The 26954-nt window shown below is 45.7% G+C and carries 33 protein-coding genes; 13 read left to right on the top strand and 20 right to left on the bottom strand.

What is annotated here, in order from left to right; genetic code table 11:
* Positions 1-13: 13 nt before the first annotated feature.
* Genes QUD86_RS06730 through QUD86_RS06740 form a run of 3 tightly spaced genes read left to right on the top strand, consistent with a single transcriptional unit; the run spans position 14 to position 2045 of the window.
* Positions 14-553, top strand: coding sequence for a chromate transporter (locus QUD86_RS06730; protein ID WP_286296133.1), 540 nt, complete (start codon positions 14-16; stop codon positions 551-553).
* An 8-nt stretch (positions 554-561) separates the two neighbouring features.
* On the top strand, positions 562-1071 hold the full coding sequence (locus tag QUD86_RS06735; RefSeq protein WP_286298709.1) for a chromate transporter: 510 nt from the start codon (positions 562-564) through the stop codon (positions 1069-1071).
* A complete protein-coding gene (locus QUD86_RS06740) occupies positions 1068-2045 on the top strand; it encodes a Bug family tripartite tricarboxylate transporter substrate binding protein (RefSeq protein WP_286296135.1) in 978 nt (325 codons plus the stop codon). The genes QUD86_RS06735 and QUD86_RS06740 overlap by 4 nt, the downstream gene beginning before the upstream one ends.
* 32 nt (positions 2046-2077) lie before the next feature.
* Here the strand turns inward: QUD86_RS06740 and crcB are convergent, their stop codons facing one another.
* The 3 genes from crcB to QUD86_RS06755 form a co-directional block, all read right to left on the bottom strand.
* Positions 2078-2479: a fluoride efflux transporter CrcB gene (crcB, locus tag QUD86_RS06745; protein WP_286296137.1), complete on the bottom strand. Its 402-nt coding sequence runs from the start codon at positions 2477-2479 to the stop codon at positions 2078-2080.
* A gap of 69 nt (positions 2480-2548) precedes the next feature.
* Positions 2549-2686 carry a hypothetical protein gene (locus tag QUD86_RS06750; RefSeq protein ID WP_198508680.1) on the bottom strand — a complete coding sequence of 46 codons (138 nt, stop codon included), beginning with the start codon at positions 2684-2686 and terminating at the stop codon, positions 2549-2551.
* A 44-nt stretch (positions 2687-2730) separates the two neighbouring features.
* A complete protein-coding gene (locus tag QUD86_RS06755) occupies positions 2731-2922 on the bottom strand; it encodes a hypothetical protein (RefSeq protein ID WP_100378999.1) in 192 nt (63 codons plus the stop codon).
* Between the two features lie 6 nt (positions 2923-2928).
* Here QUD86_RS06755 and QUD86_RS06760 point away from each other — a divergent pair, with 6 nt between their 5' ends.
* Entirely contained in the window at positions 2929-3591 is a 663-nt protein-coding gene (locus QUD86_RS06760) for a site-2 protease family protein (protein ID WP_286296139.1), read from the top strand.
* Positions 3592-3669: 78 nt separating this feature from the next.
* A complete protein-coding gene (locus QUD86_RS06765; protein ID WP_286296142.1) occupies positions 3670-4122 on the top strand; it encodes a c-type cytochrome in 453 nt (150 codons plus the stop codon).
* Here QUD86_RS06765 and QUD86_RS06770 read toward each other — a convergent pair whose 3' ends face one another.
* Positions 4123-4803 (bottom strand): cytochrome b/b6 domain-containing protein, encoded by a 681-nt coding sequence (locus tag QUD86_RS06770; protein ID WP_286296143.1) that lies wholly within the window; start codon positions 4801-4803, stop codon positions 4123-4125.
* A 45-nt stretch (positions 4804-4848) separates the two neighbouring features.
* Between QUD86_RS06770 and QUD86_RS06775 the strand changes: the two genes are divergently transcribed.
* Positions 4849-6054: an MFS transporter gene (locus QUD86_RS06775; RefSeq protein ID WP_286296145.1), complete on the top strand. Its 1206-nt coding sequence runs from the start codon at positions 4849-4851 to the stop codon at positions 6052-6054.
* Positions 6055-6082: 28 nt separating this feature from the next.
* Here the strand turns inward: QUD86_RS06775 and QUD86_RS06780 are convergent, their stop codons facing one another.
* Complete coding sequence (locus tag QUD86_RS06780) at positions 6083-7024, bottom strand: 3-hydroxyacyl-CoA dehydrogenase family protein (RefSeq protein WP_286296146.1); 942 nt, start codon at positions 7022-7024, stop codon at positions 6083-6085.
* An 82-nt stretch (positions 7025-7106) separates the two neighbouring features.
* Between QUD86_RS06780 and QUD86_RS06785 the strand changes: the two genes are divergently transcribed.
* The 4 genes from QUD86_RS06785 to QUD86_RS06800 all read left to right on the top strand — a co-directional run bounded on the left by QUD86_RS06785 (position 7107) and on the right by QUD86_RS06800 (position 12067).
* A complete protein-coding gene (locus tag QUD86_RS06785) occupies positions 7107-8036 on the top strand; it encodes a 2-hydroxyacid dehydrogenase (protein ID WP_286296147.1) in 930 nt (309 codons plus the stop codon).
* 12 nt (positions 8037-8048) lie between these two features.
* A complete protein-coding gene (locus tag QUD86_RS06790; protein WP_286296148.1) occupies positions 8049-8975 on the top strand; it encodes a dihydrodipicolinate synthase family protein in 927 nt (308 codons plus the stop codon).
* A 28-nt stretch (positions 8976-9003) separates the two neighbouring features.
* Positions 9004-9954, top strand: coding sequence for a TAXI family TRAP transporter solute-binding subunit (locus tag QUD86_RS06795; protein WP_286296149.1), 951 nt, complete (start codon positions 9004-9006; stop codon positions 9952-9954).
* A 100-nt stretch (positions 9955-10054) separates the two neighbouring features.
* Complete coding sequence (locus tag QUD86_RS06800) at positions 10055-12067, top strand: TRAP transporter permease (protein ID WP_286296150.1); 2013 nt, start codon at positions 10055-10057, stop codon at positions 12065-12067.
* Positions 12068-12144: 77 nt separating this feature from the next.
* On the opposite strand, the gene QUD86_RS06805 is transcribed toward QUD86_RS06800, so the two are convergent.
* Positions 12145-13278: a mandelate racemase/muconate lactonizing enzyme family protein gene (locus QUD86_RS06805; protein ID WP_286296151.1), complete on the bottom strand. Its 1134-nt coding sequence runs from the start codon at positions 13276-13278 to the stop codon at positions 12145-12147.
* Between the two features lie 156 nt (positions 13279-13434).
* Between QUD86_RS06805 and QUD86_RS06810 the strand changes: the two genes are divergently transcribed.
* Positions 13435-14868: a M23 family metallopeptidase gene (locus QUD86_RS06810; protein ID WP_286296152.1), complete on the top strand. Its 1434-nt coding sequence runs from the start codon at positions 13435-13437 to the stop codon at positions 14866-14868.
* Between the two features lie 74 nt (positions 14869-14942).
* Here QUD86_RS06810 and QUD86_RS06815 read toward each other — a convergent pair whose 3' ends face one another.
* Positions 14943-15383 carry a universal stress protein gene (locus QUD86_RS06815; RefSeq protein WP_286296153.1) on the bottom strand — a complete coding sequence of 147 codons (441 nt, stop codon included), beginning with the start codon at positions 15381-15383 and terminating at the stop codon, positions 14943-14945.
* Between the two features lie 86 nt (positions 15384-15469).
* Here QUD86_RS06815 and QUD86_RS06820 point away from each other — a divergent pair, with 86 nt between their 5' ends.
* Entirely contained in the window at positions 15470-15871 is a 402-nt protein-coding gene (locus QUD86_RS06820; protein ID WP_286296154.1) for a DUF2177 family protein, read from the top strand.
* Here QUD86_RS06820 and QUD86_RS06825 read toward each other — a convergent pair.
* From QUD86_RS06825 to QUD86_RS06840, 4 genes are all read right to left on the bottom strand, one after another.
* Positions 15868-17112 (bottom strand): MFS transporter, encoded by a 1245-nt coding sequence (locus QUD86_RS06825; protein WP_286296155.1) that lies wholly within the window; start codon positions 17110-17112, stop codon positions 15868-15870. The two genes, QUD86_RS06820 and QUD86_RS06825, sit on opposite strands and share 4 nt — an antisense overlap.
* A gap of 20 nt (positions 17113-17132) precedes the next feature.
* Positions 17133-17885 carry a 2OG-Fe dioxygenase family protein gene (locus QUD86_RS06830; RefSeq protein WP_286296156.1) on the bottom strand — a complete coding sequence of 251 codons (753 nt, stop codon included), beginning with the start codon at positions 17883-17885 and terminating at the stop codon, positions 17133-17135.
* A gap of 36 nt (positions 17886-17921) precedes the next feature.
* Positions 17922-18368: a hypothetical protein gene (locus QUD86_RS06835; RefSeq protein ID WP_286296158.1), complete on the bottom strand. Its 447-nt coding sequence runs from the start codon at positions 18366-18368 to the stop codon at positions 17922-17924.
* An 80-nt stretch (positions 18369-18448) separates the two neighbouring features.
* Entirely contained in the window at positions 18449-19222 is a 774-nt protein-coding gene (locus tag QUD86_RS06840; RefSeq protein WP_286296159.1) for a TAXI family TRAP transporter solute-binding subunit, read from the bottom strand.
* 114 nt (positions 19223-19336) lie between these two features.
* On the opposite strand from QUD86_RS06840, the gene QUD86_RS06845 reads away from it, so the two are divergent.
* Positions 19337-20098: an SDR family oxidoreductase gene (locus QUD86_RS06845; RefSeq protein ID WP_286296160.1), complete on the top strand. Its 762-nt coding sequence runs from the start codon at positions 19337-19339 to the stop codon at positions 20096-20098.
* On the opposite strand, the gene ccmI is transcribed toward QUD86_RS06845, so the two are convergent.
* Genes ccmI through ccmA form a run of 9 tightly spaced genes read right to left on the bottom strand, consistent with a single transcriptional unit; the run spans position 20099 to position 26938 of the window.
* Positions 20099-21301 carry a c-type cytochrome biogenesis protein CcmI gene (ccmI, locus tag QUD86_RS06850; protein ID WP_286296162.1) on the bottom strand — a complete coding sequence of 401 codons (1203 nt, stop codon included), beginning with the start codon at positions 21299-21301 and terminating at the stop codon, positions 20099-20101.
* Entirely contained in the window at positions 21294-21791 is a 498-nt protein-coding gene (locus QUD86_RS06855) for a cytochrome c-type biogenesis protein (RefSeq protein ID WP_286296163.1), read from the bottom strand. The genes ccmI and QUD86_RS06855 overlap by 8 nt, the downstream gene beginning before the upstream one ends.
* Positions 21788-22318 (bottom strand): DsbE family thiol:disulfide interchange protein, encoded by a 531-nt coding sequence (locus tag QUD86_RS06860; protein ID WP_286296164.1) that lies wholly within the window; start codon positions 22316-22318, stop codon positions 21788-21790. Before QUD86_RS06860 ends, QUD86_RS06855 begins: the two co-directional genes overlap by 4 nt.
* Positions 22315-24234 (bottom strand): heme lyase CcmF/NrfE family subunit, encoded by a 1920-nt coding sequence (locus QUD86_RS06865; protein ID WP_286296165.1) that lies wholly within the window; start codon positions 24232-24234, stop codon positions 22315-22317. The genes QUD86_RS06860 and QUD86_RS06865 overlap by 4 nt, the downstream gene beginning before the upstream one ends.
* Entirely contained in the window at positions 24231-24677 is a 447-nt protein-coding gene (gene ccmE, locus QUD86_RS06870) for a cytochrome c maturation protein CcmE (RefSeq protein ID WP_286296167.1), read from the bottom strand. The genes QUD86_RS06865 and ccmE overlap by 4 nt, the downstream gene beginning before the upstream one ends.
* Positions 24674-24862 carry a heme exporter protein CcmD gene (ccmD, locus tag QUD86_RS06875; RefSeq protein WP_286296169.1) on the bottom strand — a complete coding sequence of 63 codons (189 nt, stop codon included), beginning with the start codon at positions 24860-24862 and terminating at the stop codon, positions 24674-24676. Before ccmD ends, ccmE begins: the two co-directional genes overlap by 4 nt.
* Positions 24862-25632, bottom strand: a complete 771-nt coding sequence (ccmC, locus tag QUD86_RS06880) for a heme ABC transporter permease CcmC (RefSeq protein WP_353506524.1) — start codon at positions 25630-25632, stop codon at positions 24862-24864. Before ccmC ends, ccmD begins: the two co-directional genes overlap by 1 nt.
* Positions 25629-26294: a heme exporter protein CcmB gene (ccmB, locus tag QUD86_RS06885; protein ID WP_286296171.1), complete on the bottom strand. Its 666-nt coding sequence runs from the start codon at positions 26292-26294 to the stop codon at positions 25629-25631. The genes ccmC and ccmB overlap by 4 nt, the downstream gene beginning before the upstream one ends.
* A complete protein-coding gene (gene ccmA / locus QUD86_RS06890) occupies positions 26291-26938 on the bottom strand; it encodes a cytochrome c biogenesis heme-transporting ATPase CcmA (protein WP_286296173.1) in 648 nt (215 codons plus the stop codon). The genes ccmB and ccmA overlap by 4 nt, the downstream gene beginning before the upstream one ends.
* Positions 26939-26954: the final 16 nt, after the last annotated feature.

Genomic DNA, 26954 nt, shown 5'->3' on the forward strand with positions numbered 1-26954 from the left:
CCCAACTTGTTTTTTGAAAACACTGACCCCCACCCAGCTGTTCATTAGTTTTAGCAAGATCGGCATGTCTGGTTTTGGCGGGGTTCTCCCTTGGGCACGGCGAACCCTTGTAGAGCAAGATCAAATTTTGAGCTCAGAGGAGTTCAGTGCCATATTGGGAATCTGTCAAATCGTTCCCGGTCCCAATATCGTCAATCTCGCTGTATGTGTTGGATCCCGCTTTGCGGGAGCTAAAGGCGCTTTAGCAGCAGTACTGGGCTTAACTTTGGGACCAGTATGTTTGGTACTGCTTTTAGCGCTACTGTATGAACAATACAGCTATTTGGATTCTGTAAAAGGCATTCTGCGTGGCATTTCTGCTGTAGGCGTAGGTTTAATTGCCTCTACGGGTCTCAAGATGCTGCGTGATGAGCTTCAATACCCCGCCATGCTACTGGTAGTAGTTGTCACTGTGATTGCGGCAAGCTATTTTCATCTTGGTCTTGGCTGGGTAGTGCTGATCGTCGCACCATTGGCTCTATTTTTGGCGCACAAGAAAGCCTCCAGATCATGAGTATTTTGATGGGCTTATTTATCAAGCTCTCCGCACTTTCTCTAGTTGCCTTTGGCGGAATAAATGCCCTGCTTCCCAGTTTATTGGATTTAGCTGTGAGGCAAGAGCATTGGGTTGACGTGCAAACTTTTGCTGACTATTTCGCAATTGCCCAAGCCGCCCCTGGGCCCAACTTTATGACGGTCACCTTAATAGGTTGGCATGTTTATGGTGTTCTTGGTGCGTTTCTCGCAACCCTTGCGATCGCCTGGCCATCATCAATTTTGATTTATTTTCTTCAGCGCTTCATCACAAATATGCATAACGAGCACCGAAAGAAAGTTATTCAATACGCAGCTGCAGCTCTTGCTATTGGGCTGGTACTATCTTCGGCATGGCAGATTGCTTTACAAATTAATCATACTAATGCCGCTTATATTCTTACCATCCTCACCATTGCATTAACCATCTTTACTCGCTGGCATCCTCTTTACTTTATTGGACTAGGCGCACTTTTAGGACTATTTGGTTTTATATGAAAATGACACCCTTTTTTATTACTGCAATCATCTCCACCACTCTTGCAACGATAGGCGCTGTCAGCGCTCAAACTAATTATCCCAATAAATCAATTAATTTAATCGTGCCTTACGGTGCAGGAGGCAGTGCAGACTCTCGCAGTAGGCAACTGGCACAGAAAATGAGTGTCATTCTCAAGCAGCCAATCATTGTTGATAACAAGCCTGGTGCAGGCGGTAACATCGGTACGGAATTTGTCTCTAGGGCTGCTCCAGATGGCTATACGATTGGCATGGGTAACTTTGCACCATTAGCGGTGAATAAAACCTTATTTGGTAATTTGCGTTACGACCCAGAAACAGATCTCAGCCCTATTATTCTGATAGAAAAAGGGCCACTCATTCTGGTGGTCAACCCCAATTCTCAATACAAAACGATTCAAGATATTGTTGCAGCCGCTAAAGCCAAGCCTGGCACCCTAACCTTTTCCTCCGGAGGAATTGGTGGAAGCCATCAACTTTCGGCCGAACTCTTTATGCAAAATGCAGGCATTCAGATGATCCATGTACCGTATAAAAGTGGCTCTGCAGGTCTAACCGATCTGATGGCCGGGAATGTCGATATGATGTTTGATCAGATGTATTCGGCAGTACCAAGCATTAGGGCTGACAAACTACGCCCCATCGCTACTACCAGCAAAAAGAGATCACCCCTCTTTCCGAATCTACCCAGCTTTGCTGAAGCGGGTTTTCCTAAAGTTGAAGTACTGAATTGGCAAGGTTTTATCGCACCCTCTAAAACACCAAAGGCCATTATTGAAAAACTCAATGCCGCTGCCAATGAAGCCTTAAAGGATCCTCAACTTAGAGAGCTAATGCTCTCACAAGGCAATGAAATTGGTGGAGGAACTCCCGCCGACTTTGCCGCGTTAATTAAGTCTGAGGCTGCTAAATGGAGCGCCGTAGTCAATGCAGGAAATATCAAGCCCGAGTAAATGACCCGGTACTTACTTCTATTCAAATGCTCCTATTTCAGAGCTTGGTAAGTCAAGATACCGGCAAAGGTTAATACCAAAGATCCGATTAAATTAAACAGGGTTGTGGCGAGTGCCCACGTCACCTCACCACGCTGCATTAAGCCGACAACTTCGGCAGAAAAACTGGAGAAGGTGGTTAGACCGCCTAAGAAACCAGTAATGACAAATAGTCTCCACTCAGGGGATAAATGGGCGTTATTTCCAAAGAATGCTACGGCGATACCAACAAAATAGCCGCCAACTAGATTGGATAGCAACGTACCCAAGGGAAGCACTGCAGCAGCTCCTGTCGTAATTCCTACGGTGGCGCCTACAGTTACTAGATTAAATCCAGCCCTGAGCAATGCGCCAGTGCCGGCCCCACAAAAGATTGCAAGCAAAGATGGCCACATACTTGGTGTCTTATTAAGAGGTAAAAATCAGTATTGGCTTAGAACAGGTCATGCTGCCATGAATGCGAATTAGCCGAATACGTAACCAATATGAGCGGCAACCAGTGCAAACAGAATAGCCAAACTCGTTGCCACTGCCAACATCACAATCAGGGTAATGATTTTTTTATTGATTTCGTCTTTCGACTCTTTATGCCATTCGTTCATGCTGAATCCTTATTGAATATATTCATTAATGGAGTCATTATCCACTATCGGCCTCGACCAGCCTTACGCATCATGGCTTTTCCACCACCAAATCCAGCCTGAGGCCTGCCACCAGGACCTGATGGACCCTTTGGAGCCGGAGGACGTGCAGCAGGCTTAGCCAGCGTTACCTTGGCCGGGATTTTTGATTCTGGTTTTTTCTCGTCAGTCACTTTGTTCACTCCTGTAGATATCATATTGTCATGATTACTGACTATTCTATCCAAGCTGTCGCCATCAATGCGATTCCTTTGATTTTTGCCATTACGGTTCATGAGGCGGCCCATGGCTATGCCGCCCGAAAACTGGGTGACAACACTGCCTATTTATTAGGCAGAGTGAGCCTAAACCCTGCGAAGCATATCGATCCTGTGGGCACCATTCTGATTCCGTTAACACTGCTATTAACTGGCTCCCCCTTCTTGGTGGGCTATGCCAAGCCAGTACCTGTGCGCTTTGACAAGCTAAAGAATCCCAGAATAGATTCGATTTGGGTGGCCTTGGCCGGCCCAGGTTCTAACTTTATTCAGGCACTGATTTGGGCAATACTACTCATCACACTATTTGGATTAGGGGTAAATGAGCCCTTCTTAGTTTCCATGTCTCAGGCCGGCATTAGCTGGAACCTTGGCTTATTAGTGTTTAACCTGTTTCCACTGCCCCCTCTTGATGGTGGCCGAATTCTGGCTGGGCTGTTGCCAGCTCGCCAATCGATTGCCCTAGGTAAAATTGAACCTTGGGGCTTTTTTGTCGTGCTAGCGCTGGTATTTACTGGCGTGATTGGAAACTTCTGGATGGAGCCGCTTATAGGGTTTTTTAAAGGTGCCATCTACCTAATAACGCTACCCTTGCAAATGCTACTGTAGCCACATCGTTCAGTAGTATGCTCAACTAACCCATTACCTTGTTAAACCAAAGCCTCACAACTTCGTTTAGGAGTGCACATGAAAACAAAAAAAATTATCCTAGTAGCAACGATCGCCACTCTAGCAGCGGCATCTAGCATCGCTTTTGCCCAATTTAAAAAACCGGAAGATGCGATTAAATATCGTCAAAGTGTTTACACCGTTATGGCCAATTCCTTTGGGAAAATTAGTGCTGTAGTAAAGGGTGAGGCGCCATACAACAAAGATGAGGTTGCCAAGAATGCAGCGATCGTAACCACACTGTCGACTTTGCCATGGCAGGCGTTTGGCCCCGGCACTGAGGGCGGCAATGCGTTGCCAGCCGTCTGGTCAGATAACGCGAAGTTCAAATCCGCTAGTGAAAAAATGCAACTCGCTGTGGTGAACTTGAATGTAGCTGCACAGTCAGGCGATCAAGAAGCAATCAAAAAGGCTTTTGGTGCGGCTGGTCAAACATGCAAGAATTGCCATGATGACTTCAAGAAAAAATAATTAGCGGGTAACGAAATAGCCTAAGATAACGGCAATCAGACTAAGCAATAGCAAGGCTGTACCGCGTTGCCAGGCTCCATCCTTAGAGTCTTGACCTAAGCCAGCAGGCAGATATTTTGCCTCTTCGCTTGGGTCAATTTCCTTATCACCAACCAGCATTGGTTTTATGAGATTTTCACGTCTAAATCGTTGATAGTAAAAAATGGCGCATAAGTGCACTGCAATCAATCCTAACAAAACTAAATCATTCCAATGATGTATCGAATTAAATATCGCAACAGTAGCGTTCGAAACGTATTGTGCAAAAGGCCCCTCAAACAGAATATCGTCGTTTGAAAATAGGCCGGTCACTGCTTGAAGCCCAACCGCAAAGATTAAGGCAAGCACTGATAAAGAGCCTAAAGGGTTATGACCTAAAACTGCCGGCGATTGGCCTTTCAGATATTGATATAAGCCCCGGGGGCTCGGAACAAAATTAATAAAGCGGGCATGATGAGATCCAAAGAACCCCCAAAATATTCTGAAAATAATCAGCGCGAGAATGCAATAACCCGATAGCGCATGCAACGCCATCGCATCACCACCAATATTGACTGTAATGAAGCTAATGATGATGAAGACAACTAAAGCCCAGTGAAATAGGCGGATAGGTAAATCCCAAATACGAATGATCTTCTTCATTCCTTAAGGATAAATCATGAATGCCTTGTAAAATGAAAAGAATTCATGAACCACAGCAAAGCTTTTAGAACCCTATTACTCTACCGAGTTGGCGCAACACTGAGCTACCAAATCACGATGGTCGCTGTAGGTTGGCATATTTATGAAATTACCAACAGCGTCATATCCCTGGGTCTCATTGGCCTAGCTGAACTCATTCCCTACTTTGCCTTAGCGCTTTACTCTGGGCATGCAGTTGACCACTATTCTAGAAAATGGATTGCCGCAATTGCTTGCATGATTCACGTGGCTGTCGCTTTATTTTTAACGGCTATTGCATTGGGCTACCTCTCACCACCCATTCCACTGATTTACACCGCAGTAGCTTTTATTGGCGTTGGCAGGGCTTTATTAAGACCCTCTTATCAAGCATTATTTGGGCAAATCATCCCCCGTGATCAACTGACCCGATACACTGCCTATGCATCATCCGCATTTCAAATTTGTGTTGTAACAGGCCCTGGATTGGGTGGCCTCATGATTGGTTTTGCAGGCCTAGAGTGGACTTACCTGCTGGCTGCTCTATGCGGAGTATTTGGCTTATATGGGATTACCTTTATTAATGTTGTTCAAGAGAAAACGAACTATTCATCTCATCGGTTTTTAAAAAGCTTTTTAGAGGGCTTTCATTACGTTAAAAAGCATGAGCTCATACTAGGCATCATGGCATTAGATATGTTTGCTGTGCTGTTCGGCGGCGCCGTCTCCATCTTGCCCGCCTTTGTGAAAGAAGTACTCAATGCTGTCCCAGAAACACTGGGCATCTTGAGATCCGCTCCTGCAGTAGGCGCTGTGATCACTGGGATCTATTTAGCCAAACGGCCTATTCTCACTGACTCAGGGAAGTATCTCTTTATGTCTGTTGCAGGATTTGGTTTGGCGATTATTGCTTTTGGCCTATCCAGTAATTTATTGCTCTGCGCCCTCTTTCTGGGTATTTCAGGTTGCTGCGATTCAGTGTCGGTAGTCATTCGCGGCAGCATTATGCAGCTAACCACACCCGATCATATGCGCGGCAGAATTAGCGCAATCAATGGCATCTTCATTGGCTCCTCCAATGAATTGGGCGCCCTTGAATCCGGTATTGCTGCGAGCCTGATAGGCTTGGTACCATCCATTATTTTTGGTGGCGTTGCAACCATTGCTGTAGTTGCCATTACTTATCGACTCGCCCCCCACCTCAGAAAACTCAATCTCAAAGATATTACTTAGTACGGTCAATAGGGGCTTAGTCACTTCATCATTTAATTTCGGGTAGCTCTTTTTGAATAATCTGAAGCCCTGCACGAAGGATGTCGTCGTAACGCTTTCGCTCGACCTTAATGGATTCGGAAGTCCAAGGGAAAAATCCTTCGCCAGTTTTCATGCCTAGCTTGCCACTGGCCACACGCTCACTTAAGCACTTAGCAATGTTAGGTGAATTATTCAAAGAGGGATAAATACTGGCTCCAGCAGCGCCATGCACCTCAAGACCAGCATGATCACGCTGCATCACTGGGCCTGCGGCAAGGTAGCGAAAGCCAAAACCAAAACGTACCGCCTTATCAATGTCTTCTAGCGTAGCAATCCCAGCGTCTACCATTGAGAAAGCTTCACGCGATAAAGCATGTTGCAATCGGTTTGCTAAAAATCCAGGCAGATCTTTTTTCACAGTTACGGGCACCATGCCACAGGCTGTCATGAGTCTAGATAAACTTTCACCAACCATTAGGGATGTTTTTTCACCGTAAACCACTTCAACACAAGGAACTAAATGAGCGGGCATAAAAAAATGCAAGCCAATCATTCGGGCGGCTGTTTTTAATCCACTAGCGATTTCACTAATTGGGAAACTGGAACTATTGCTTGCAAGCACTGTTTCAGGCTTAGCTAGCTTTTCTAACTTCGCAAATAGCTCTTGCTTAATATCAAGTCGCTCAGGCACGCATTCAATCACCAAGTCGATATCTGACCAATCCACCTCTTGCAGGGAGCCTGCAACCGAGAGCAGGTGGGTGCGATGCTCGTACCCTAGGTCACTCAACGTATTGGCAAAATAATCCGGTAAAAGCGCTCGCCGCTCTGTTGTAAGCTCAACCACTTGTACTGCACAACCCCCCCGTGCGCAGACAGCCGCTACATCGGCGCCCATAGTGCCACCGCCGACAATCACCACCTTTGTTTCTGCTGGGGTAAATAACATCTGATTTCTCCTTAAATATTTAAATAAGACTATAAATCCTCTTACAATGATTTGATTATTTCAATAAAAAAGTAAGTGAGACATGATCCCAGTCAATTCTGTCCTTCAGGTCGGTCAATTTCCAGAAATTATGCAAACGGAAATCGACCAACGACTAAAGACCGCTAAGCTACTTGATCCCCAGGGAAAAGTGCCCGCAGGAAACTTCACTGCAATACTGACTCGCTCCAATACAGTCATCTCCCAATCTTTACTTGAGCAAGTGACTGGTATTCAAATGATTGCTACTTGCGGGGTGGGCTATGACAACCTTCCCCTGGCCTATCTTCAGCAAAAAGGTATCAAAGCTAGCAATACACCGGGCGTTTTAAATGATGCCGTTTGTGAACTGGCTATTGGCATGTTGTTTGGGTTACTGCGTCGCATTCCTCAAGCGCAAGAGTTTGTCCAAACAAGTGCATGGTCCAAGGCGCCCTTCACCATGACCACTTCATTAGCCGGTAAGTGTGTCGGTATTGCCGGTATGGGCCGTATTGGACAGGACCTAGCCAAACGCTTGGAGCCCTTCAAGGTCAAGATTGCCTATACCGGACCAAATCAAAAGGACGTCGCTTACGAATACCACCCTTCAATCACTGCATTGGCGCAGGTTAGTGACGTGTTATTTCTTGCCTGCCCTGCCAGCCCTGAGACTGAAGGCATGATTAATGCACAGGTACTGGCGGCACTTGGGGCCAAAGGCTATCTCATTAATGTTGCACGAGGTAGTGTTGTCAACGAAGCCGCCCTTTTAGTTGCGCTGCAGCAAAAAATCATTGCTGGGGCGGCGCTAGATGTCTTTGAAAATGAGCCCAATCCCAATCCTGGGTTCTTAAAACTTGATAATGTATTGCTTACGCCTCATATTGGCAGTGCAACATCAGAAACTAGACAATTAATGACAAATTTAGCACTAGATAACTTAGAAGCTTTTTATAATCTAAAGCCACTTCTTACCGAAGTAAAAAATTAACCCGGAATCAATATGACCATGTCACCGCATCCCTCTTCGCTGCCCGCAGTACTGTCACCAGTTTTAACCCCCTTTACGCCAGAGGGTAATCCTGATGCTAAAAAATTACTTAAGCAGTGCCAATGGCTTGAATCAAACGGCGTAGGGCAAGCTATCTTCGGGACCAACTCCGAAGCAAACTCTATGTCTGCGCCACAGAAAATGAGTACCTTAACCGCACTGATAGAGGGCGGCCTCAATCCAGCGCATATGATGCCCGGTACGGGTGCCACTTCGATTGATGCCACAGTCAGTATGACTAGCCATGCTGTTCAACATCAGTGCGCAGGCGTGTTGATGTTGCCTCCGTTCTACTACAAGGATGTCACTGATGATGGTTTATTTGCTTACTTCTCAGAAGTAATTCAAAAAGTTGGTGATGCTCGATTACAAGTTTATATTTACAACATTCCGCCAGTTACCAAAATCAATTTAAGCCTCTCCTTATTGGAGCGCTTAACAAAAGAGTATCCACAAACGGTTGTCGGGATGAAAGACAGCTCCGGCGATTGGGAGTACACAGAGTCTGTGATTAAGCTTTTAGCGCCATCGGGTTTTCGAGTTTATGCTGGCAGTGAGGTATTTTTAATGCGTGCCTTGCGTGCAGGCGGCGTAGGCTGCATCTCTGCTACTGCTAATGTAAACCCTAAGGCCATCGCAGAATTAGCAGCGCATTGGCAAGAATCTGATGCAGATCAACTTCAAGCCGATTTAGATCAGGTACGCTCAATATTTGCTCAATATCAGATGATTGCCGGAATGAAAACTGCCGTTGCCAGTTATAGTAATGATTCTGAGTGGTTACGGGTAAGACCACCGCTCATGCAGTTAAGTACAGAGCAGCAAGCGAAGTTGCTTGGAGAGCTCAAAAGCATTCACTTTAATATGCCAGGCCTTTAATTCAATAGATGCACCATAGGAGACAACCATGAAACTATTAAAAATCATCGCTTTATCCCTTTCAATACTTTGGGGAAGTGCTCAGGCACAGAATATTTCCATTGCAACTGGTGGTACAGGTGGCGTTTATTACCCAATGGGTGGTGGACTTGCAGCCTTACTCTCAAGTAAGGTGCCAGGAATGGCTGCAACCGCAGAAGTCACTGGCGGCTCAGTTGATAACTTAAATCTGATCGGTACTGGCAAGCCCTACGTTGGCTTTTCTATGGCTGATGCCGCAAAAGACGCTCAAATTGGTGAAGGTAAGTTTGCCGGCAAAAAAGTAGATTTGCGTACATTAATGGTTCTGTACCCCAACTTAATGCATGTAGTAACTGTCGAATCTACAGGCATTAAGTCGATGAAGGACCTGAAAGGAAAGCGCATTAGTACTGGCGCCCCTGGAAGCGCAACTGAAGTGATGGCCTTTCGCCTACTTGAGGCTGCCGGTCTAGATAAGGACAAGGATGTTAAGCGTGAACGTTTAAGCGTAGCGGAATCTGTCAATGCAGTCAAAGATCGCAAGATTGATGCCTTTTTCTGGGTTGGTGGTTTGCCTACTGCAGCAGTGACTGACCTTGCTAACAGTCCTGGTATGAAAATTGTGATGGTTGATACTTCTGCTGAAGTACCTGCAATGAATAAGAAGTATGGAAATCTGTACTTTGCTGCTGATATTCCAAAAGAAACCTACAGCGGCATGAGTAAAACTAACAATGTCGCTGGCGTTGCCAACATTCTTGTCGTCAATGCCAATATGCCAGAAGCAGAAGCTTACAAAATTGTTAAGGCAGTATTTGACAACAAAATTGATTTAGTACGTACCCATGCTGAGTACATTAACGTGACTCTAGAGAACCAAAAAACAAAGTCTACGCCAATTGATTTTCATGCGGGCGCTTTAAAGTACTTTAAAGAAAAGAACGTGAAGTTAAATTAAGCGGTAAAACGTATTAGCAATGCGCCAGCAGTAACAAGAGTGGGCACGTCCCACTCTTTTGATTTAATAGCCTTACGAATATAAATAAATAGGTAGAGACATGACTCAGTCCGTGATTGATAACGAAACGCAAGAAAAACTAGACGCCTTCATCAAGCAAGAGGAGGGGGACTCAAATGACTACAAAGGTCTTTTGGCAAAGTTCATTACTCTGGTAGCAGTTGGCATGTCCCTATTCCACCTTTATGCTGCTTACTCAATTGTTCCAACGCATCAGCTACGCGTCATTCACGTCGCCCTAGTTCTTTTCTTAGTGTTTCTGAGCTTTCCGATAGCTGCCCGTTTTAAAAATCGTTTGATGTGGTGGGATATCGTATTTGCAATTGGGTCGGTATTTATCGCCTACTACATTCTGAGCGGTGGCGATGACTTAATGGACAGAAATACTGCGCCAAACTCTACCGATGTAATGATCGGCATTGGCTTAATTGCATTGATATTAGAGAGCGTTAGAAGAACAAATGGCATGATTTTGGTTGGCGTAACCGCCTTATTCTTGCTCTATGCTGTATTCGGTAATTACTTACCGGCCCCATGGACCCATAAAGGGTATGACATTGATCGCCTAGTCGGCTACATGTTCATGACGCTTGAAGGTATTTATGGAACAGCAGTAGATGTCTCAGCAACCCTGATTATTCTCTTCACGATATTTGGCGCCTTCTTACAATTCACTGGTGCGGGTAAGTTTTTTATCGACTTCTCTTTTGCAGCAATGGGTGGAAAATCCTCTGGCGTAGGTAGGACTATTGTGATGTCTTCATTTCTACTTGGCGGCCCCTCTGGCTCCGGTGTAGCGACTACAGTGACTGTTGGCTCTGTAGCGGCACCAATGCTAGAAAAAGTAGGTTACGAAAAAAATGCCGCAGGTGGCTTACTTGCCGCAGGTGGCTTAGGCGCTATTATTTCTCCGCCAGTACTGGGCGCAGCTGCATTCTTAATTGCTGATTTCTTAAAGATCTCTTACTTAGATGTGTTGCTAATGGCAACCATCCCAACCATCTTGTTCTATCTTGGCTTATTTGTCATGGTAGAAATCGATGTGCGCAAATATGGCATGAAGAGCATCCAATTTCATGCGGCTGAAACTGCTTGGCAACTCACCAAAAAATACTGGTTTCATTTCTTTTCACTCATTTCGATCGTCGTTTTTATGCTGTTCGGCTTCTCACCAGTCATGTCTGTATTTTGGGCGACAGTAGTTTCGGCCCTCTCAAGCATGCTGCGTGAAGATACTGCCATTATTCCTTGGGCCTGGTTTAAGGGTAAAGAGCCGATACTTGCAGGTCTCTACAACTCAAATCTCACCAAGTCATTGGCATCAGGCTCTACTGGTGTACTCGCAATTGCAGCCACCTGCGCAGGTGCAGGCCTCATTGTGGGCACTGTCACACTCACCGGTCTAGGCTTGAAGTTCAGCTCTATCGTCATTCAGTATGCTGGTGGCTCGTTGTTGCTCACCGCCATCTTCACTGCCTTAGTAGTTTGGGTGGTCGGGCTTGCAGTTCCAGTAACCGCGTCCTACATCATTTGCGCGGTTATCGCTGCGCCAGCGTTAATTAATTTGGGCGTTCCGGCATTTGCTGCTCACATGTTTATTTTCTACTACGCAGTGCTGTCCGAGGTTTCTCCCCCAACAGCACTCTCCCCCTTTGCTGCCGCAGCCATCTGTAAAGGCAATCCCTACAAAACCACTCTTCAAACTTGGAAGTATGTTGCGCCAGCTATATTGGTACCGTTCATGTTTGTTCTAGATAAGTCTGGGGTTAGTCTCCTACTCATGGGCTCAACAGCTGCGCTTGAGCAGGCCAATTGGCTAGAGATTGCTTGGATCTCCTTCACGGCTGTAGTCGGCATCATCTGCCTAGCGGGAGGCCTTCAGGGTTGGTTTATTGAGAAGACTAAAGTCTTTGAGCGCGTCATCATGGTGGCCGCTGGCGTAGCACTGGCTTACCCCTCAACTGAGGCTGACATTATTGGATTCTTAGGGTTTGGATTAGTGCTTATTACCCAGACTATGACTCACTTCAAACTCAATCCTCGATCAACCTGATTCGCAGTACTGTCCGTATTGATGCGATAAAAAAATCCCGCAGATTGAGGCGGGATATTTTTATTGGCGCACTTAAATTACATCACCTTCGTCCAAGCGGCTTTACCTGCATATTTCTTAACTGCAGCCTCATCAAACTCAAACCCTAACCCCGGAGTCTTATGCAAAATAAGGTCACCATTTTTAAATGTGAGTTGCTTGTTAATTAATCTACGGAAGTTCAATACTTGATCATCTAGGAAAAATTCTACGAAACGGGCATTTGGCGTTGCAGCCACCAAAGGTGCATGTAAGTCATGCATCCAATGCGGGCAAACGGTGACCCCTTTTACATCCGCATAGGCTGCAATACGACGCCACTCGGTAATACCGCCACACACCGCTGCATCAGGCTGCAAAATAGCAGCACCGCCAGTGTCAATGAGCTCTCTAAAGCGCCAACGGCCTGCCTCCATCTCACCAGTAGCCACGTTAATAGTGGTTTGACGGGCTAGGGCTGCGTGAAGATCTATTGCGTCCGGGGAAAATGGCTCCTCAATCCAATAAGGGTTGTATTGCTCAAAACGACGGATGTATTCCAGGGCAGTAGGTAAATCACGCCATGCGTTATTGGCATCCAGCGTGAGTAATACATCGTCGCCTACGGCCTTACGAGCCGCTTTAACGCGCGCCTCCTCCTCTCTTGGGGATAGGCGACCTGTTTTCATTTTGACAGCCTTAAAACCCTGATTTACGTAAGACTCCATTTCCTTACCTAACTTAGCCGGTGTCTTTCCATCTAAATAGTAGCCGCCACTGGCATACGCAGGCACACGATCCTCCACTACAGAGCCTAAGTATTGATGCAGCGGTAATTTAGCAGCACGGGCATTTAAGTCCCATAGTGCGGTATCCAAGATAGAAATACCCCGCATCACCACTCCAGCCCGTCCTTGTAAGATGGATTCGTCATACATTTCCATCCATAAGCCCTCACTACGATGACTATTTTGGCCAATCAATTTGGGCGCTAATAATTGCTCAACAGCAACTTTAGCTACATCACCGCCTGCGCTACCAACATAGCAAAACCCAATTCCCTCATTACCATCTTTGCCACGCACCTTTACCAGGCAATAATGACGTTCAGAGACTGTTCGGGTAGAAAAAGAAGTGACTTTATCTAGCGGAATGGCAACTGCTGCAACGGATACAGACTCAATAATGGGCATCACATCTCCTATATTTAATAAAAATATTGTATCGAGAACTTTTTCCACTCACAGATAAATGAAAACAATAGAAATTGTTGCATCACAACATAAATATCTCAAAAAGGATCCGCAATATCGGATAATTACCATGTGGAAAAAAAAAGTTAAAGATTCATGGCTCTTTCAATAAAAGCGATTAACCTTGCCAAGCTGATTTTTATCGGACTCATCATGATGTCTATGCTTGCATTCGTCTCTAGCGCCCAAGCACAGCAGTCAAATCAAACAGCTCAGAAAAGCAAGGCGCCTCAAGTAAAGAAAAAGGTAGCAACAAATGTGCAGGGTGGCATCAAGTTCAAAGATAACGCCATCGACAAATCCTCTAAGAGCATGAGTCTGAATCCCGAGTTATTTAAAAGGATAGATGGGCAATATAGTAGAGAAGATACCGGGAACTTTGACTATCGCATACAACGTGGGTGTATCCGCAGGAGCTTTAACGAGAATAATTTGCCCGCAAATATTGGCGTTGAAGACCGCTCCTTTAATGAATTCTTCAATGCGCAATCTAAAGTATTTTTTGATCGCATGCGCGGTAATTGCGTTCCCTATGCCCTAGCCCTAGGGAGTCGAAATCGCTTTGAATCACTCAGCATTATGAATGGCCCACTACAGGATTCACAAACGGAAGTTTGGACATTCACGCCATCAGCGGCTGGTGGGTACCTGGTTCAACAAGACTCCTTAAAAGAAGAATCTAAACGTTTTACAGAAATTCAGATACCCCTAAATGACGTCTTATATGACCCCAAAAAAGTCGGCGATCAATTACCAGTCGAACTTGTATGGGAATTAAATTCTGTTATTAAACAAATATATCCTGAGGAAAATAACGCCCTTGAAAACACGAGAAGTGTTGTACGCCTGATCGTAGACTTTGGCGACAAGGAACGCTGGGCGCAAATTTGGGCCGCAGAAATCATTGACCCCTCATCGCAAGAGATATTCTCTAGCGCCTTTTGGGTTGACCGTAGCGACATACCCGGTGGCTTTTACACCGCTAGTGGAGAATCGATTGAACGTACCTTTTGGACCAACCCCTTAAGTTATCGACGTATATCACGCGGTGTAGGAAGCGTGCGAGCATCTAGTAAAAAAGTTGCGGCGCCAAAAAATGGTGGAGCTCCTGCGGCAGTACCTCAACAACGGTATCGTGCCCATATGGGGATTGACTACTCTGCCCCAATAGGAACCCCAATTTTTAGTGTTGCAACCGGTAAGGTTGTTCATCTGGGCTACAGCGGCGCATTCGGCAACCTCATCATCCTAGAGCATCCAGGGAATTACCGCACCTACTATGCCCATTTGAGTAACTACAACCCAGAGCTTGCAGTAGGTAATGAAGTAAGGCGTGGATTAGAGATCGGGTATGTTGGCTCAACCGGTCGATCCACAGGCCCTCATCTCCATTTTGAGCTCAGAAAAGATGGTGTCTATGTAGACCCGTATAGCCCTAAAATTCAATTAGATTTGTGGAATATGCGCGAAAGCGATAGCGGCCTACTCACCCGAGAAATACTATTGCTTGGTACACCTATAAAAAATTAGAGCAGCATCAATCAGTCCATCTGAAAAAACAAAGGGATCTTCACAGATCCCTTTATCTTAGGCGCTTACTTACCCTAACCAAGCACCAAAACAGGCAACGTAGCGTGCACGATAACCTCGTGTGCTTCGCTACCAAGCAATAGCCCCTTGATGCCTGTTCGCTTATGAGATGCCATCACAATGACATCTGCTTTAGCCTTCTTGGCAGCATCCAAAATGCCTTGGGATAAATCACTATTGGCAATATGAACCGTATTCACCTTGATACCAGCGCCCAATAAGGTAATGGATTTTTTGAACACATCCGCTGCAAACGCTGCACAGACCTTTTGATGATCCTTCTGAGAAATACCGTAACCCATCGTACTATCTGAGTAAACCATAGGCGGTGTAGGATCTGAAACATAGGTCAGAGTAATTGCTGCTTTATCGGATTTAGCAAGCGCAGCTACTTTTTTGAGTGATTTTTTACTCACATCTGAACCGTCAACCGGTACTAATAAATGCTTGAACATATCGACTCCTGTTAAATTGTAGGAAGTTGCTTCATTTCATCATAAACCTTATTGCTTTTCTGTAAAGCGATAAAAAGGAGACAGAATTGCTCAAGTACTTCGTGGTGTATTTTTCTTTCCTTGTATCGTTACTGGTGATTGATTTGATTTGGTTGCTAGGCATTGCCAAGAATTTGTATCGCACTGAAATGGGCTCATTAATGGCCCCTGAGCCCAAGCTTCTGGCAGGTCTCTGCTTTTATCTCCTCTATGCTCTGGGCGCTACTATTTTCGTAACTATTCCTGCGCTATCAAAACAATCCTGGATCTATGCATTGCAGTATGGTGCTTTATTTGGATTCTTTTGCTATATGACTTACGATCTTACAAATTTGGCTGTCATACGTGATTTTCCAATCCGCCTGGCATTGATCGATATTGCTTGGGGCGCCAGCGTTACTGCTTCATCGGCCGTGATTGCTTATTGGCTAGGTAGCCGAATTAGTTAAGTGTGGCGCCGATGCTCGTCAGCTCCCCATCCGCTCCGACGCTCATAGATCACAAATAGCACTCCCCAGACAACAATCGCAGCATAGGCCCACACCCAAGACATCTGCGAGGTACGCGAGCCTGTAAGGTCGAGCACAAAACCGAATATTGCAGGCCCTAGTAACCCTCCTCCGAAACCCATTAAAGAATGCAAACCCATTGCTGCACCTTTAATATTTTCTTTTGCACTAGTTACCAAGCCTGCCGTTAAGGTAGCAGAATCGGCCATGATGAAGATGGAGTGGCCAGTTGCCAATGCCACAATTAACCACCATGAATGGCCAGTTGATGCGGCTAACGCAATGCCAAATAAGGCGCTAGTGAGCATCACCATACAAATCCATTTTTGACGACCAATTTTCAAAGCAATTTCGTTGCCGATAATCGAGGCAGGCACGCCAAAGAAATTAATGACCCCGGCTAGAGTTGTAGCCGTTAGTAAAAAAGGTTCACCAGAAACTACAGCGCAAAATACAAAAAAGGCAACGATCCAACTACGTGATGCAAATAACTCAACGGTATGAGCGGTATAACCAAAAATAAATCCGGATGCCGTTTTGTCCTGCAAAACCAAACGCCATTTGTCTACTGGAAAAATATCACGCAGGCCAATTTGAAAGGGGCCTTGCCATTTTTCATGAGTCAGGGCTGGAATGAATAACAACACTATCAGCAATGCAGTAAGTGGGCCCAAGGAAATTAATCCAAATACATAGCGCCAACCAAGCGCATCCAAAATCCACCCAGAGATCAAATAAGAAAAGCCTGTGCCGATACCAAAAAATGCAGTGTAAAAGGCGATATGCCGAGTAAGCTCACCCGTTTTAATGCGATCTGAAAGTATCTTCAAGCCTGGCATATAAGTACCCGCCAATCCAGCACCATTTAAAGCCATGAAAAATAGTGCTGTCCAAAAGTCGTGGGCCAAAAGAGCCATGCCCATCAATCCACAAGCAGCAGAAATACCACCAATTAGATATACCTTTTTTGCATCGACCCGATCAGTCAATGCGGTAGCTAACGGCACCATCAACATATAACCAAAGAAAAAGGCGCTTGCAATTAAACCCGATTGCAAGTTACTGAGATGCCATTCGTCCTGAAGGGTAGTAAGTACTACGGCGTAGCAAGCAAACCCTAATAAGGCGCCTGTTTGCGCCATCAGCATAAACGGAGTGCAATTATTTGACTTAAAGCGCATCAGGCTTCTATCAATACTGACTATTGGCTTTGATTCGGAGAATCTTGAAAGCCATTAGATCGGTAGGTGAGCACCAAGGTATCGCGGTGACCATGGGGTCCTATTGGCTGTATGGGGGTGGATTCATGAATCATTTTTTCATCATTCATAAGCAATACAGACCAAGGCTGTGCCAATGTAAACCGTAAGCCTACAGAACCATTAGCCTCGAATATTCTAGTCTCCCCACCTTTGATATTCACTCTGTCCACCAAGAAGACCGCAACAAAATCTACTCCATCGCGGTGAGCACCCTCCGGTGTGGGCCGACCAATTCCGTCTGTGGTGTCGATTCTAAATTGATGTGCCTCAACAAACCAAGTTTTGACCGGCTTGATACCGCTTAAGATATGGGCAATACCAATGAGCAGTGACTGCCAGGCTGAATTATTTGTTAGCGCCACTGGTGAAGGCTCAAACCAACGCTCGATACCTCCGTGTAAGGCGTTGTAATTCAGTGACTGCCAATGAGCGCGGTGAGGAACCATAGAGAGAGCATCATTCGCAATCTCATAACTAACATGCCGACGAAAGCGATAACGTCCACCATCCTTTAAATAGGGATCGCGTGGCAAGCCCTCCCACAAGAGATTCAGACTTAATAAATCATTGAGCGGCACCCCTGCAATCTTTGCAACCTCTTCAGGTGACACAATTGCATAGCCATCGCCTCGCAGCGATTGGGCAATTTCTCCAACAGGAGTTAGGGGAGGCGAGAGGCTTAAAGAAGGCATGATTTCATTTTAGAGCATCACCCACTAAATCATTGCCTAAGGATTTAAATTAAGGCGGTTTCGCACATCACCAACGTGCCCCTTTAGGTCGTAAAGCTCTTTGGCATCCAGCATCGAGACTTGAATTTGACCTACCCTAATCTCAATCCCTTCTAAATCTCGGTAATTCTGTTGTTTTAACTCTGGTTTAAGGGCATTTCTCTCAATTACCTTTAATTCCTCATAGACCCGGGAAAGCTTGAGCCGAAGAAACAAGTTTTTGATAGCTGGAATGTAGGTAAATAAGGGGATCAAAATTACCAACAAGGGGATCACGATTTTTGCAAAGCGCCCAATCCAAACTGCCGTCCAAAATGGTAAGTGGCGATGTAAAAAGGAGGGGCCGTCCTTAAGATAAATCTCAGCATCTGCATGAACGGGAAAATCTAAGCCAACTGCGGAGGGGAAGTCTCCAGGTCGCTGGAGGTAAGTGTAGGACTTCAACACCTCATACGTCTCACCTAAGAGTAAGGTTACCAATGCTGGACTAACATTATCCCTACCCACTAATGTAGCGGTTGGAGCTAGGACTTCATATCCTGCCTTGGAATATCTTGAGCAATACTAAGAACCCCCCGAGGAACCTTCACCTTTGATAGGTAAGGAAGCTGAGTCAAGTAAGCATCTGCCTGCTCAAAGCCCATTAAACGAATATCTGGAATTTGATAGAATTTTTTTAATAGCGGTGCCTCAATAGCACTGACTAAAAAAACAACATCCAACTCTGCGCTACTAAACTTTGCCAATGCCTCATCCGGCCTTAATTTTTCAGCACGAAAATCATCAACACTTAATCCGCTAACTCTCATTAGCTCCATCGTCAAAGCTAAGGTGCCACTACCATCACTACCAATAGATACACGCTTACCTTTAATTTGGCTTAACAAGCTTAAGCGACCGCCCTCTTTTTTAAATGCAGCTTCTCGGTACCAAACCCATATTGGTTCATAAAAAATACCTGCGATAGAAACGAGATTGGGATACTTAGAGATATCAGCCACTCCACCTTGGACTAATGCAAAATCAATCCCTGAATTTGGATCGTCTAATAAAGCGATGTTGTCCCTTGTTCCGCCAGTTGTTTTCAGTGTTAGTGAGACACCCTCACCCGAAAGCTGATGCTGAAGTTTTTTACCAAACTGCTGATAAAGGCCCTCTGAAAAACCCGTCGCCAACTCAATTGATCGAGGTGGAGGAGGAACTAAAATCCAAAGTACGGCGAAAAGTATCAAGCCCAAAAGCAAAATTGCTACCCCAATCACCGACGGGCTATAGATATTTTTACGTATAAAGTCCATAAGAAACCTTCTTTTTTTGTCATTATGCCTCGAGCCTCGCAATTGAACTTGCAATTCGCTTCAATAAAAACATTCGCGATAAGATAGATTCTTTAGAAAAATAATAGGCCAAACATGACTCTGCCCCTCAATAAAGTCGCGCTAATTACCGGCGCTGGAACCGGCATCGGTAAAGCAGCTGCAAAAGCACTTTTACAGGGTGGTTTTCAGGTGGTGCTTACTGGCAGAAATCAGACTCGTCTAGAGCAGGCGATGCTTGATATCGGCGGGACCCAAGAAAACTGTCTTGCTCACTCCTCCGATGTCGGAAAACCAGAGGATGTAAAACGGCTATTTATGGCAATCCAAAACCGCTTTGGGCGTATTGATGTCCTATTTAATAATGCCGGCATTGGGGCTCCTGCTATCCCCATGGAAGAGTTAAGCTATGAGCAGTGGATGAATGTGGTTAATGCAAATTTATGCGGGGCCTTTCTTTGCTCACAAGAAGCCATTCGGATGATGAAAGCGCAATCTCCGCAAGGCGGCAGAATTATCAACAATGGCTCGATTTCTGCGCATACCCCCCGTCCTATGTCCGCTCCCTATACCGCAACAAAACATGCGATTACAGGCTTAACCAAGTCCATTGCACTCGATGGACGTGCATTCAACATTACCTGTGGCCAAATCGATATCGGTAACGCAGGAACAGAAATGACAATCCCGATGGCGGCCGGTATTTTGCAGGCTGACGGCTCAAATCTAGTAGAGCCGCTGATGGATGTAGATCATGTAGGTCAAGCGGTACTCCATATGGCTCAATTACCGCTAGAAAGCAACATTCTCTCCATGACCATCATGGCCAGCAAAATGCCTTTTGTAGGTCGAGGCTGATTAAGGGCGTACTCTATCGACTAGCAGCTGAACGTTAGAAGAGCCTACCTTTACGGTTTTGGCCATAGAGATCAAGTCCCCAGCTTCTGGCATAGCCATGCCAGTTTTAGAAATGCGCACCTCGACCACTACTTCTGATAATCCAGAAATCAGCGTATTCGGGCTCATTGATAAAGTGTCATCCAATAGGTAACTCATCGGGAATGTCGTGAGGGGTGCTCGCAAAACAGCAACCGGCATACGCTCACCTGGTTTACGAGCAATCACCATTAAAACATCCCCTGATTTGAGCTGGGATTTCACTTCGGGGGCAATCGATATAGTGCCACTGATACCCTTACCGCTTGTCATAGGGACGGAGTTGGGAGTAGGTGCCAAAGGAAGCTTCCCTTTTAAACGGGCTTCTGCGATTGACTCCGCAATGCCACGCGCCTCATCAGAATTCGGTGGTAATTGTTTGGCTAATTTCTCCCAAGACTGTATTGCGCCAGAGTAGTTTTGCGCATTAAATGCAGCCGTTCCAGAGAGCCATAAGGCTAACAAGTTATTTGGATCGAGTGCCAACGCTTTATTAATCAACTGAGTTGGCTTACCAGCAAAGCTTCCATTGGTGTTACTTGCCAGCGCATCTGCATAGTCTGCCAATAACTGTGGGTCAGAGTCTACGTAAGAACCAGCGCGAGCATAAGCGTTTACGGCATCTTGATTGCGACCCAGAACACGATAAGAGCGCGCTAACATAGCCCATCCCTTTAAGTTGTCCGGCTCTTTTTCTAGCTTTGTAGCAAACTCATTCACCATCTTTTCAACAGACTCTTGATCTATCGGCTGTTGAATCTTTTGCTCAGCAACGGCAGGTGCCTCGCCTAATACAAAGTAGAAGCCAATTGAAAGTAGTGCCACAAAAATACAAACACCAACGATGGTTTTTTTAGGAGACCGAACTGTCGCTAAATCATCGGCTACTTCAGTGTCCTGAAAAAGACGCTGACGCATTTCAGCATGAGTTTGCTCATAAGTCACCTCTTCCACAACACCAGACAATCGCTCGGCCTCTAATTTATCCAACTCTTCACGATAAATTGCAGCATTCATTTGCCGACGCGAAGTTCCCTGCTCTAGGCCAAAAAAGAAAAATGGACGCAACAGCAGCACTAAAACCAAAATCAATAAAAGAAAAGCGGCAATTAAAAAACTAGTCATGGGGACTTTCAGAAGAGCTAGGTTTTACATTCTTAAGCAGCGCATCAATGCGGCGATTCTCGTCAGCAGAAAGTGTCGTACTCGGCACACTTTGATTTCTGCGTCGCAAATAAAGAATAAGTCCCATAATACCCAGCAGCAGAATAACGAAGGGGCCTATCCACAGCAGCCAAGTTATAGGCTTAACAGGTGGGCGATACAACACAAAATCACCGTAACGCTCTACCATGAAGCTTCGTATCTGATCATCCGTCTTGCCTTCTTTAATCAGAATACGAATCTCACGGCGTAAGTCATTTGCTAAATCCGAACGTGATCCTGCAAGCGATTCGTTTTGACACACTAAACAACGCATTTCTTCAGAAATTGAAATTAAGCGCTGCTCAGTAATTGGGTCATCTGAAAGCGGAACAGCATCCGTAGCGAGTGCAGTGCTCATGCAGCCAGCAGTAGTTAATACAAATGTAATTGCGACAAAAAATGATTTCATCGCGATTTAAGCTCGGCCAATAAGGGGATGATCTTTTGATTGAGCACTTCTGTTGTTACTGGCCCAATTTGCTTAAAACGAATGATGCCTGCCTTATCCATAATGTAAGTTTCAGGAACACCATAGACACCATAGTCGATACCCACACGGCCGTTGCCATCAAACGCAGACAGTGTATAGGGATCACCTTGGCGAGCAAGCATAGTCAATGCATCATCTCGTTTATCTTTATAGTTCAAGCCAATTAAGGGTGCTAGCTTTAATTTACCCAGCTCGACTAATGCTGGATGCTCTTCGCGACAAGCAACACACCAAGAGGCCCAGACATTTAATATCCAGACTTGACCCTTCATACTTTCTGGAGAGAAGGTATTTTTAGAGTTAGCAAGTTGAGGCACCTCGAAGGCAGGGGCTAATTTTCCAATCAAAGGTGAAGGCACCTCTTGCGGATCACGATTTAAGCCCACAGCTAAAAACCCAACCAAAATCACAAACAACACAAAAGGAATAAGAAATTTAGCTTTCACGCAGAAACCTTACGCCATTTCATGCGATAGCGCTTATCGGACATCGCCAACATACCGCCTAAAGCCATCAACAAACACCCGCCCCAAATCCAATCTATGAAAGGCTTGAAGTACACCCTCACAGCCCAGGCCTTGTCGTCTAACTCTTCACCAAGTGATACGTAAATATCGCGTGTTAAACCAACGTCAATTGCAGCCTCAGTCATTGGCATCGTAGATGAGAAGTAACTACGCTTTTCAGGATATAAGGTTGCCTCCAACTCGCCATTACGCGTCAGCAAAAAGGTACCCTGCATCGCTTTGTAATTGGGTCCTGGAACAGCAGCAACCCCTTGCAACTGAATTTGATAACCACCTACGCTCACAGTTTCACCCGCGTGCATCTTCACATCTTTTTCTTCTTGGTACCCGCCCACCATCGTGACGCCAATAACAAAAACGGCAATGCCTAGATGGGCAAGCTGCATTCCCATAAATGAGCGCGTCGGTTTACCCGCTTTTGCTTGACGAATCCATTGCAGCACACCAGATGCAATCACCCAAAATGCCAATAGGAATCCCAAACTAATGAGCCAAGTAAACGAACCCATGACGAACGGAATCGATATCGCTGCAATGACCGCCACCAAAGCGGCAACCCATAGACGCTTAATAACGGTCAACAGATTCGAATTTTTCCAGCTAGTCCAAGGGCCAATTCCCATCAATACCAGCAAAGGAACCATGATGGGAACAAAGACACTATTAAAGTAGGGAGGGCCTACAGAGATCTTGCCTAAGTGCAAAGCATCAATCAACAAGGGATATAAAGTACCGAGCAAAATAGATGCTGCCGAGACTACTAAGAAGACGTTCCCTAGCAAGATAAATGTTTCTCGAGAAGTAAGGCTGAACTTACCACCCAGCGTACTTTTGGGGGCACGCCATGCATACAGCGCCAGTGATGACCCAACCACTAGCACTAGAAAAATTAAAATAAATACACCCCGTCTAGGGTCAGTTGCAAAAGCATGAACTGAAGTCAAGACTCCAGAGCGCACTAAAAATGTTCCCAGTAATGACAGTGAAAAAGCGCAGATGGCCAGCAAAACTGTCCAGCTCTTAAATCCACCGCGCTTCTCAGTGACCGAAAGGGAGTGCAAAAGAGCCGTACCTACTAACCAAGGAATGAAGGAGGCGTTCTCTACAGGATCCCAAAACCACCAACCGCCCCAACCTAATTCGTAATAGGCCCACCAGGATCCCAGTGCAATACCTAGCGTTAAAAACACCCAGGCTGCAGTGGTCCAGGGGCGCGACCAACGCGCCCAAGCAGCATCGAGTCTGCCTGATAGCAAAGAGGCAATTGCAAAAGCAAAGGCAACTGAAAAACCTACGTAACCCATATAAAGCATGGGTGGATGAAATATGAGACCCGGATCTTGTAAGAGGGGATTTAAAGATCGCCCATCTTGCGCAGCAGGAAAAAGCCGTTCGAACGGGCTCGATGTCGTAATGATAAATAGCAGTAGACCAGTGATAACCAAACCTAGTACGCCAATGACTCGCGCAACCATAAAATCATCCAATGATTTTGAAAGTTGCGCTACCAAAATAGTCCAAGTCGATAGCAAGAAAACCCACAGCAATAAAGAACCCTCGTGACCACCCCAAACTGCTGATAGTCGATACATCGTAGGTAGCTGTGAATTTGAGTGCTCTGCAACGTACAGGACAGAAAAATCATTAATGTAAAAACTCCATGACAGGGTCACGAAAGCAATTGCCAGCAATAAGAAAACTGTTTGCGCTGCTGGCCTAGCCAGCATTAACCACTCACGTCTACCTTGGTGCGCCCCTACCAAGGGTAGTACTCCCTGAATAATCGCAACACATAAAGCAAGTATTAATGCGTAGTGACCAAACTCGGCAATCATGGTTTACTTCCATTTTTTTGAGCTTGCTCGAGAGCATGCTTTGCCTCAGGAGGCATATAGTTTTCATCATGCTTAGCAAGTACCTCGCTAGCAACAAATTGCCCATTGGCATCCAATCGTCCTTGAGCCACGGCCCCCTTACCTTCTTTAAATAGGTCAGGCAAAATACCAGTGTAGGCGACCGATATATCTTTAACCATATCGGTAATCACAAAGTGAACAGTCAAGCCGTCGCGCCTCACTGACTGCTCTTTCACCATTCCGCCAATCCGAAAAGCCTGTCCTTGGGGCGCTTTGCCCGCAGCTACTTCGCTTGGGGTAACAAAAAGAGCGATATTGCTATTGAGCGCATTCAGAATCAAAACTACTGCCAACACAACGGCAATCAGGCCGCCAATGATGATGGCCAAACGCTTGTGTCTTGGCTTTAATGTCAGGCTCATTTTGCAACCTCTAAATCCAATTGCTCGGCCAACGATTCACGTTGAAGCCTTTTTAAAACCGCTTGATGACGCGCACGCACAGTCAAGGGCTCAATCAAAAGAACTAGAGCGCTCACACCAAAACTTGACCATACATATAGGGCATAACCTCCCATTGCGAAGAAATCAGATGAACTATTCCACATCAATGCTCTACCCCATTTAATTGTTTTACCCAAGCAGTATGAGCCTCACGCTCTAGAATGATGGCTCGTACACGCATTAACCCTACTGCAATTGAGTACATCCAAAGGCATAAAGCCATTAAGAGCATTCCCCACAGCATAGTTTGAGCCATCGCTGGCGCTTTAGTCAAAGACACCGATGCACCTTGGTGCAAGGTATTCCACCACTTCACTGAGAAGTAAATAATGGGGATATTCACCACTCCAACCAAGGCCAAAATAGCGCCAGCCTTATCTGCGCGACGAACATTGTCAATAGAGGCCTGCAAGGCAATAAAGCCTAGATATAAGAATAAAAGGATTAACTCCGAGGTTAAGCGAGCATCCCATACCCACCAGGCTCCCCACATTGGCTTGCCCCAGAATGCGCCAGTCCATAGAGAAAGAAAGGTCATCCAAGCGCCAATCGGTGCAAGTGCCTGCGCCATCATGGCAGATAAGCGGGTATTAAAAATTAAACCTAAACCAGCCCATGCAGCCATCGCTAAATAGATCACCATAGACATCCAGGAGACCGGGACATGAATAAAAATAATACGATAACCCTGACCCTGCACCGCATCGACTGGGGCAACAAAAAAACTAACCCACAAACCTGCCGCGCCAAAAATAATCGTGAGCACCCAAAACAAAGGAATCAGTTTTCCAGCCAACGGATAGAAGGTGCTTGGACTAGAGAATTTAAACCAACTCATCATCTGTTTTGTAGGTACATTATTTGCATTCATCATTCAATCGCAATTTTCACAGCATTAGCACTAACCCAGGGTACAAATGCCAGCGCCAAAATCAATAAGGCGCCAAGTAGCGAGAAATATCCTGAAATATCCAGACCCACACTACTGGAGTACACCGCACCAGCTCCAAAAATTAATACGGGGATATAGAGCGGCAAAATAATAAGACTCATCAACACGCTCCCACCCCTTACCCCCAAAGTTAATGCAGCCCCAATAGAGCCCACTAATGATAAAACAGGTGTACCCAAGAGGAGGGCTACCATTAAAACTTTGATAGAGTCGAAATCTAAGCCAAACTGGATGCCAATGATGGGGGCGAGCAGGACCAGGGGTAAACCAGCCACGAGCCAATGGGCAACAATCTTCCCAAACACTAGGCCGGAGAAAGAGTTGGGTGATAAGACCAATTGCTCTAGGGTCCCATCAGCATAATCCGCCGCAAACATTCTCTGAAGCCCCAATAAGGTCGAAAGTAAGGCTGCAACCCAAATTACACCTGGTGCAATTTTTTTCAGCAGTACGGCATCGGCACCAATACCTAATGGAAATAGGCTTGTCACAATGACAAAGAAAAAAAGTGCTGTTAATGCCTCACTTTTACGGCGCATTACCAAAAGAAGATCACGCCGAATGATGGCAATAAAAGCATTCATAAATCCAGCACCCGTAAGCCAGGTATCTCTATATGCTGATGACTAGTAAAAACGACTAATCCATTGTTTCTAAGGTGCCCCGCAATTAACTGCTGCAGCTCTTGAACGGCAGCAACATCCAATGTGTTGAACGGCTCATCCAAAATCCAGATATCCGCCTGCCTGGACACCATTCGTGCCATTAATACCCGCTTTTTCTGTCCGGCTGATAAACAGCTCACCGGAAGATCTGCGCGAGCCCTCAAACCAAATTGATGCAGAGCCGCGAGAGCATCTTTCTCTGTCAGCTCAAGGTCATCAATGGCCGCATACATCAATAAATTTTCAAGCGATGTGAGATCTTCTTTGAGCGCATCGCGATGACCCAAAAATAGCAGCCGGCGGTGGAATGCCTGTACCTCATCCTGAATTCGCTTACCCGCCCAGAGAATTTCTCCAGACTCAGGGGAAGATAAGCCAGTCAGTAAACGCAGTAGGCTCGTTTTACCCACACCGTTTTCACCGCGAATGTGCATACATTCGCCAGCGGATAGGGTCAGACTCAGGTCTGTAAACAACTCACGGCTGCCTCGCACACAGGTAACGCCACGAGCCTCTAATAGAGGCAAGGGAGAACTGGGAACATGGGATGTGGTGGCTGTCATGGGAGTAATTAGCCTG

Origin of the sequence: Polynucleobacter sp. TUM22923 (assembly GCF_030295705.1) — a bacterium.
Lineage (GTDB): Bacteria > Pseudomonadota > Gammaproteobacteria > Burkholderiales > Burkholderiaceae > Polynucleobacter.

Bases quoted from the DNA above. Each gene is read 5' to 3' on its own strand.
- QUD86_RS06735 (WP_286298709.1), top strand. From the start codon at position 562: ATGGGCTTATTTATCAAGCTCTCCGCACTTTCTCTAGTTGCCTTTGGC.
- QUD86_RS06740 (WP_286296135.1), top strand. From the start codon at position 1,068: ATGAAAATGACACCCTTTTTTATTACTGCAATCATCTCCACCACTCTT.
- crcB (WP_286296137.1), bottom strand. From the start codon at position 2,479: ATGTGGCCATCTTTGCTTGCAATCTTTTGTGGGGCCGGCACTGGCGCA.
- QUD86_RS06750 (WP_198508680.1), bottom strand. From the start codon at position 2,686: ATGAACGAATGGCATAAAGAGTCGAAAGACGAAATCAATAAAAAAATC.
- QUD86_RS06755 (WP_100378999.1), bottom strand. From the start codon at position 2,922: ATGATATCTACAGGAGTGAACAAAGTGACTGACGAGAAAAAACCAGAA.
- QUD86_RS06760 (WP_286296139.1), top strand. From the start codon at position 2,929: ATGATTACTGACTATTCTATCCAAGCTGTCGCCATCAATGCGATTCCT.
- QUD86_RS06765 (WP_286296142.1), top strand. From the start codon at position 3,670: ATGAAAACAAAAAAAATTATCCTAGTAGCAACGATCGCCACTCTAGCA.
- QUD86_RS06770 (WP_286296143.1), bottom strand. From the start codon at position 4,803: ATGAAGAAGATCATTCGTATTTGGGATTTACCTATCCGCCTATTTCAC.
- QUD86_RS06775 (WP_286296145.1), top strand. From the start codon at position 4,849: ATGAACCACAGCAAAGCTTTTAGAACCCTATTACTCTACCGAGTTGGC.
- QUD86_RS06780 (WP_286296146.1), bottom strand. From the start codon at position 7,024: ATGTTATTTACCCCAGCAGAAACAAAGGTGGTGATTGTCGGCGGTGGC.
- QUD86_RS06785 (WP_286296147.1), top strand. From the start codon at position 7,107: ATGATCCCAGTCAATTCTGTCCTTCAGGTCGGTCAATTTCCAGAAATT.
- QUD86_RS06790 (WP_286296148.1), top strand. From the start codon at position 8,049: ATGACCATGTCACCGCATCCCTCTTCGCTGCCCGCAGTACTGTCACCA.
- QUD86_RS06795 (WP_286296149.1), top strand. From the start codon at position 9,004: ATGAAACTATTAAAAATCATCGCTTTATCCCTTTCAATACTTTGGGGA.
- QUD86_RS06800 (WP_286296150.1), top strand. From the start codon at position 10,055: ATGACTCAGTCCGTGATTGATAACGAAACGCAAGAAAAACTAGACGCC.
- QUD86_RS06805 (WP_286296151.1), bottom strand. From the start codon at position 13,278: ATGCCCATTATTGAGTCTGTATCCGTTGCAGCAGTTGCCATTCCGCTA.
- QUD86_RS06810 (WP_286296152.1), top strand. From the start codon at position 13,435: ATGGCTCTTTCAATAAAAGCGATTAACCTTGCCAAGCTGATTTTTATC.
- QUD86_RS06815 (WP_286296153.1), bottom strand. From the start codon at position 15,383: ATGTTCAAGCATTTATTAGTACCGGTTGACGGTTCAGATGTGAGTAAA.
- QUD86_RS06825 (WP_286296155.1), bottom strand. From the start codon at position 17,112: ATGCGCTTTAAGTCAAATAATTGCACTCCGTTTATGCTGATGGCGCAA.
- QUD86_RS06830 (WP_286296156.1), bottom strand. From the start codon at position 17,885: ATGCCTTCTTTAAGCCTCTCGCCTCCCCTAACTCCTGTTGGAGAAATT.
- QUD86_RS06840 (WP_286296159.1), bottom strand. From the start codon at position 19,222: ATGGACTTTATACGTAAAAATATCTATAGCCCGTCGGTGATTGGGGTA.
- QUD86_RS06845 (WP_286296160.1), top strand. From the start codon at position 19,337: ATGACTCTGCCCCTCAATAAAGTCGCGCTAATTACCGGCGCTGGAACC.
- ccmI (WP_286296162.1), bottom strand. From the start codon at position 21,301: ATGACTAGTTTTTTAATTGCCGCTTTTCTTTTATTGATTTTGGTTTTA.
- QUD86_RS06855 (WP_286296163.1), bottom strand. From the start codon at position 21,791: ATGAAATCATTTTTTGTCGCAATTACATTTGTATTAACTACTGCTGGC.
- QUD86_RS06865 (WP_286296165.1), bottom strand. From the start codon at position 24,234: ATGATTGCCGAGTTTGGTCACTACGCATTAATACTTGCTTTATGTGTT.
- ccmE (WP_286296167.1), bottom strand. From the start codon at position 24,677: ATGAGCCTGACATTAAAGCCAAGACACAAGCGTTTGGCCATCATCATT.
- ccmD (WP_286296169.1), bottom strand. From the start codon at position 24,862: ATGTGGAATAGTTCATCTGATTTCTTCGCAATGGGAGGTTATGCCCTA.
- ccmC (WP_353506524.1), bottom strand. From the start codon at position 25,632: ATGATGAATGCAAATAATGTACCTACAAAACAGATGATGAGTTGGTTT.
- ccmB (WP_286296171.1), bottom strand. From the start codon at position 26,294: ATGAATGCTTTTATTGCCATCATTCGGCGTGATCTTCTTTTGGTAATG.
- ccmA (WP_286296173.1), bottom strand. From the start codon at position 26,938: ATGACAGCCACCACATCCCATGTTCCCAGTTCTCCCTTGCCTCTATTA.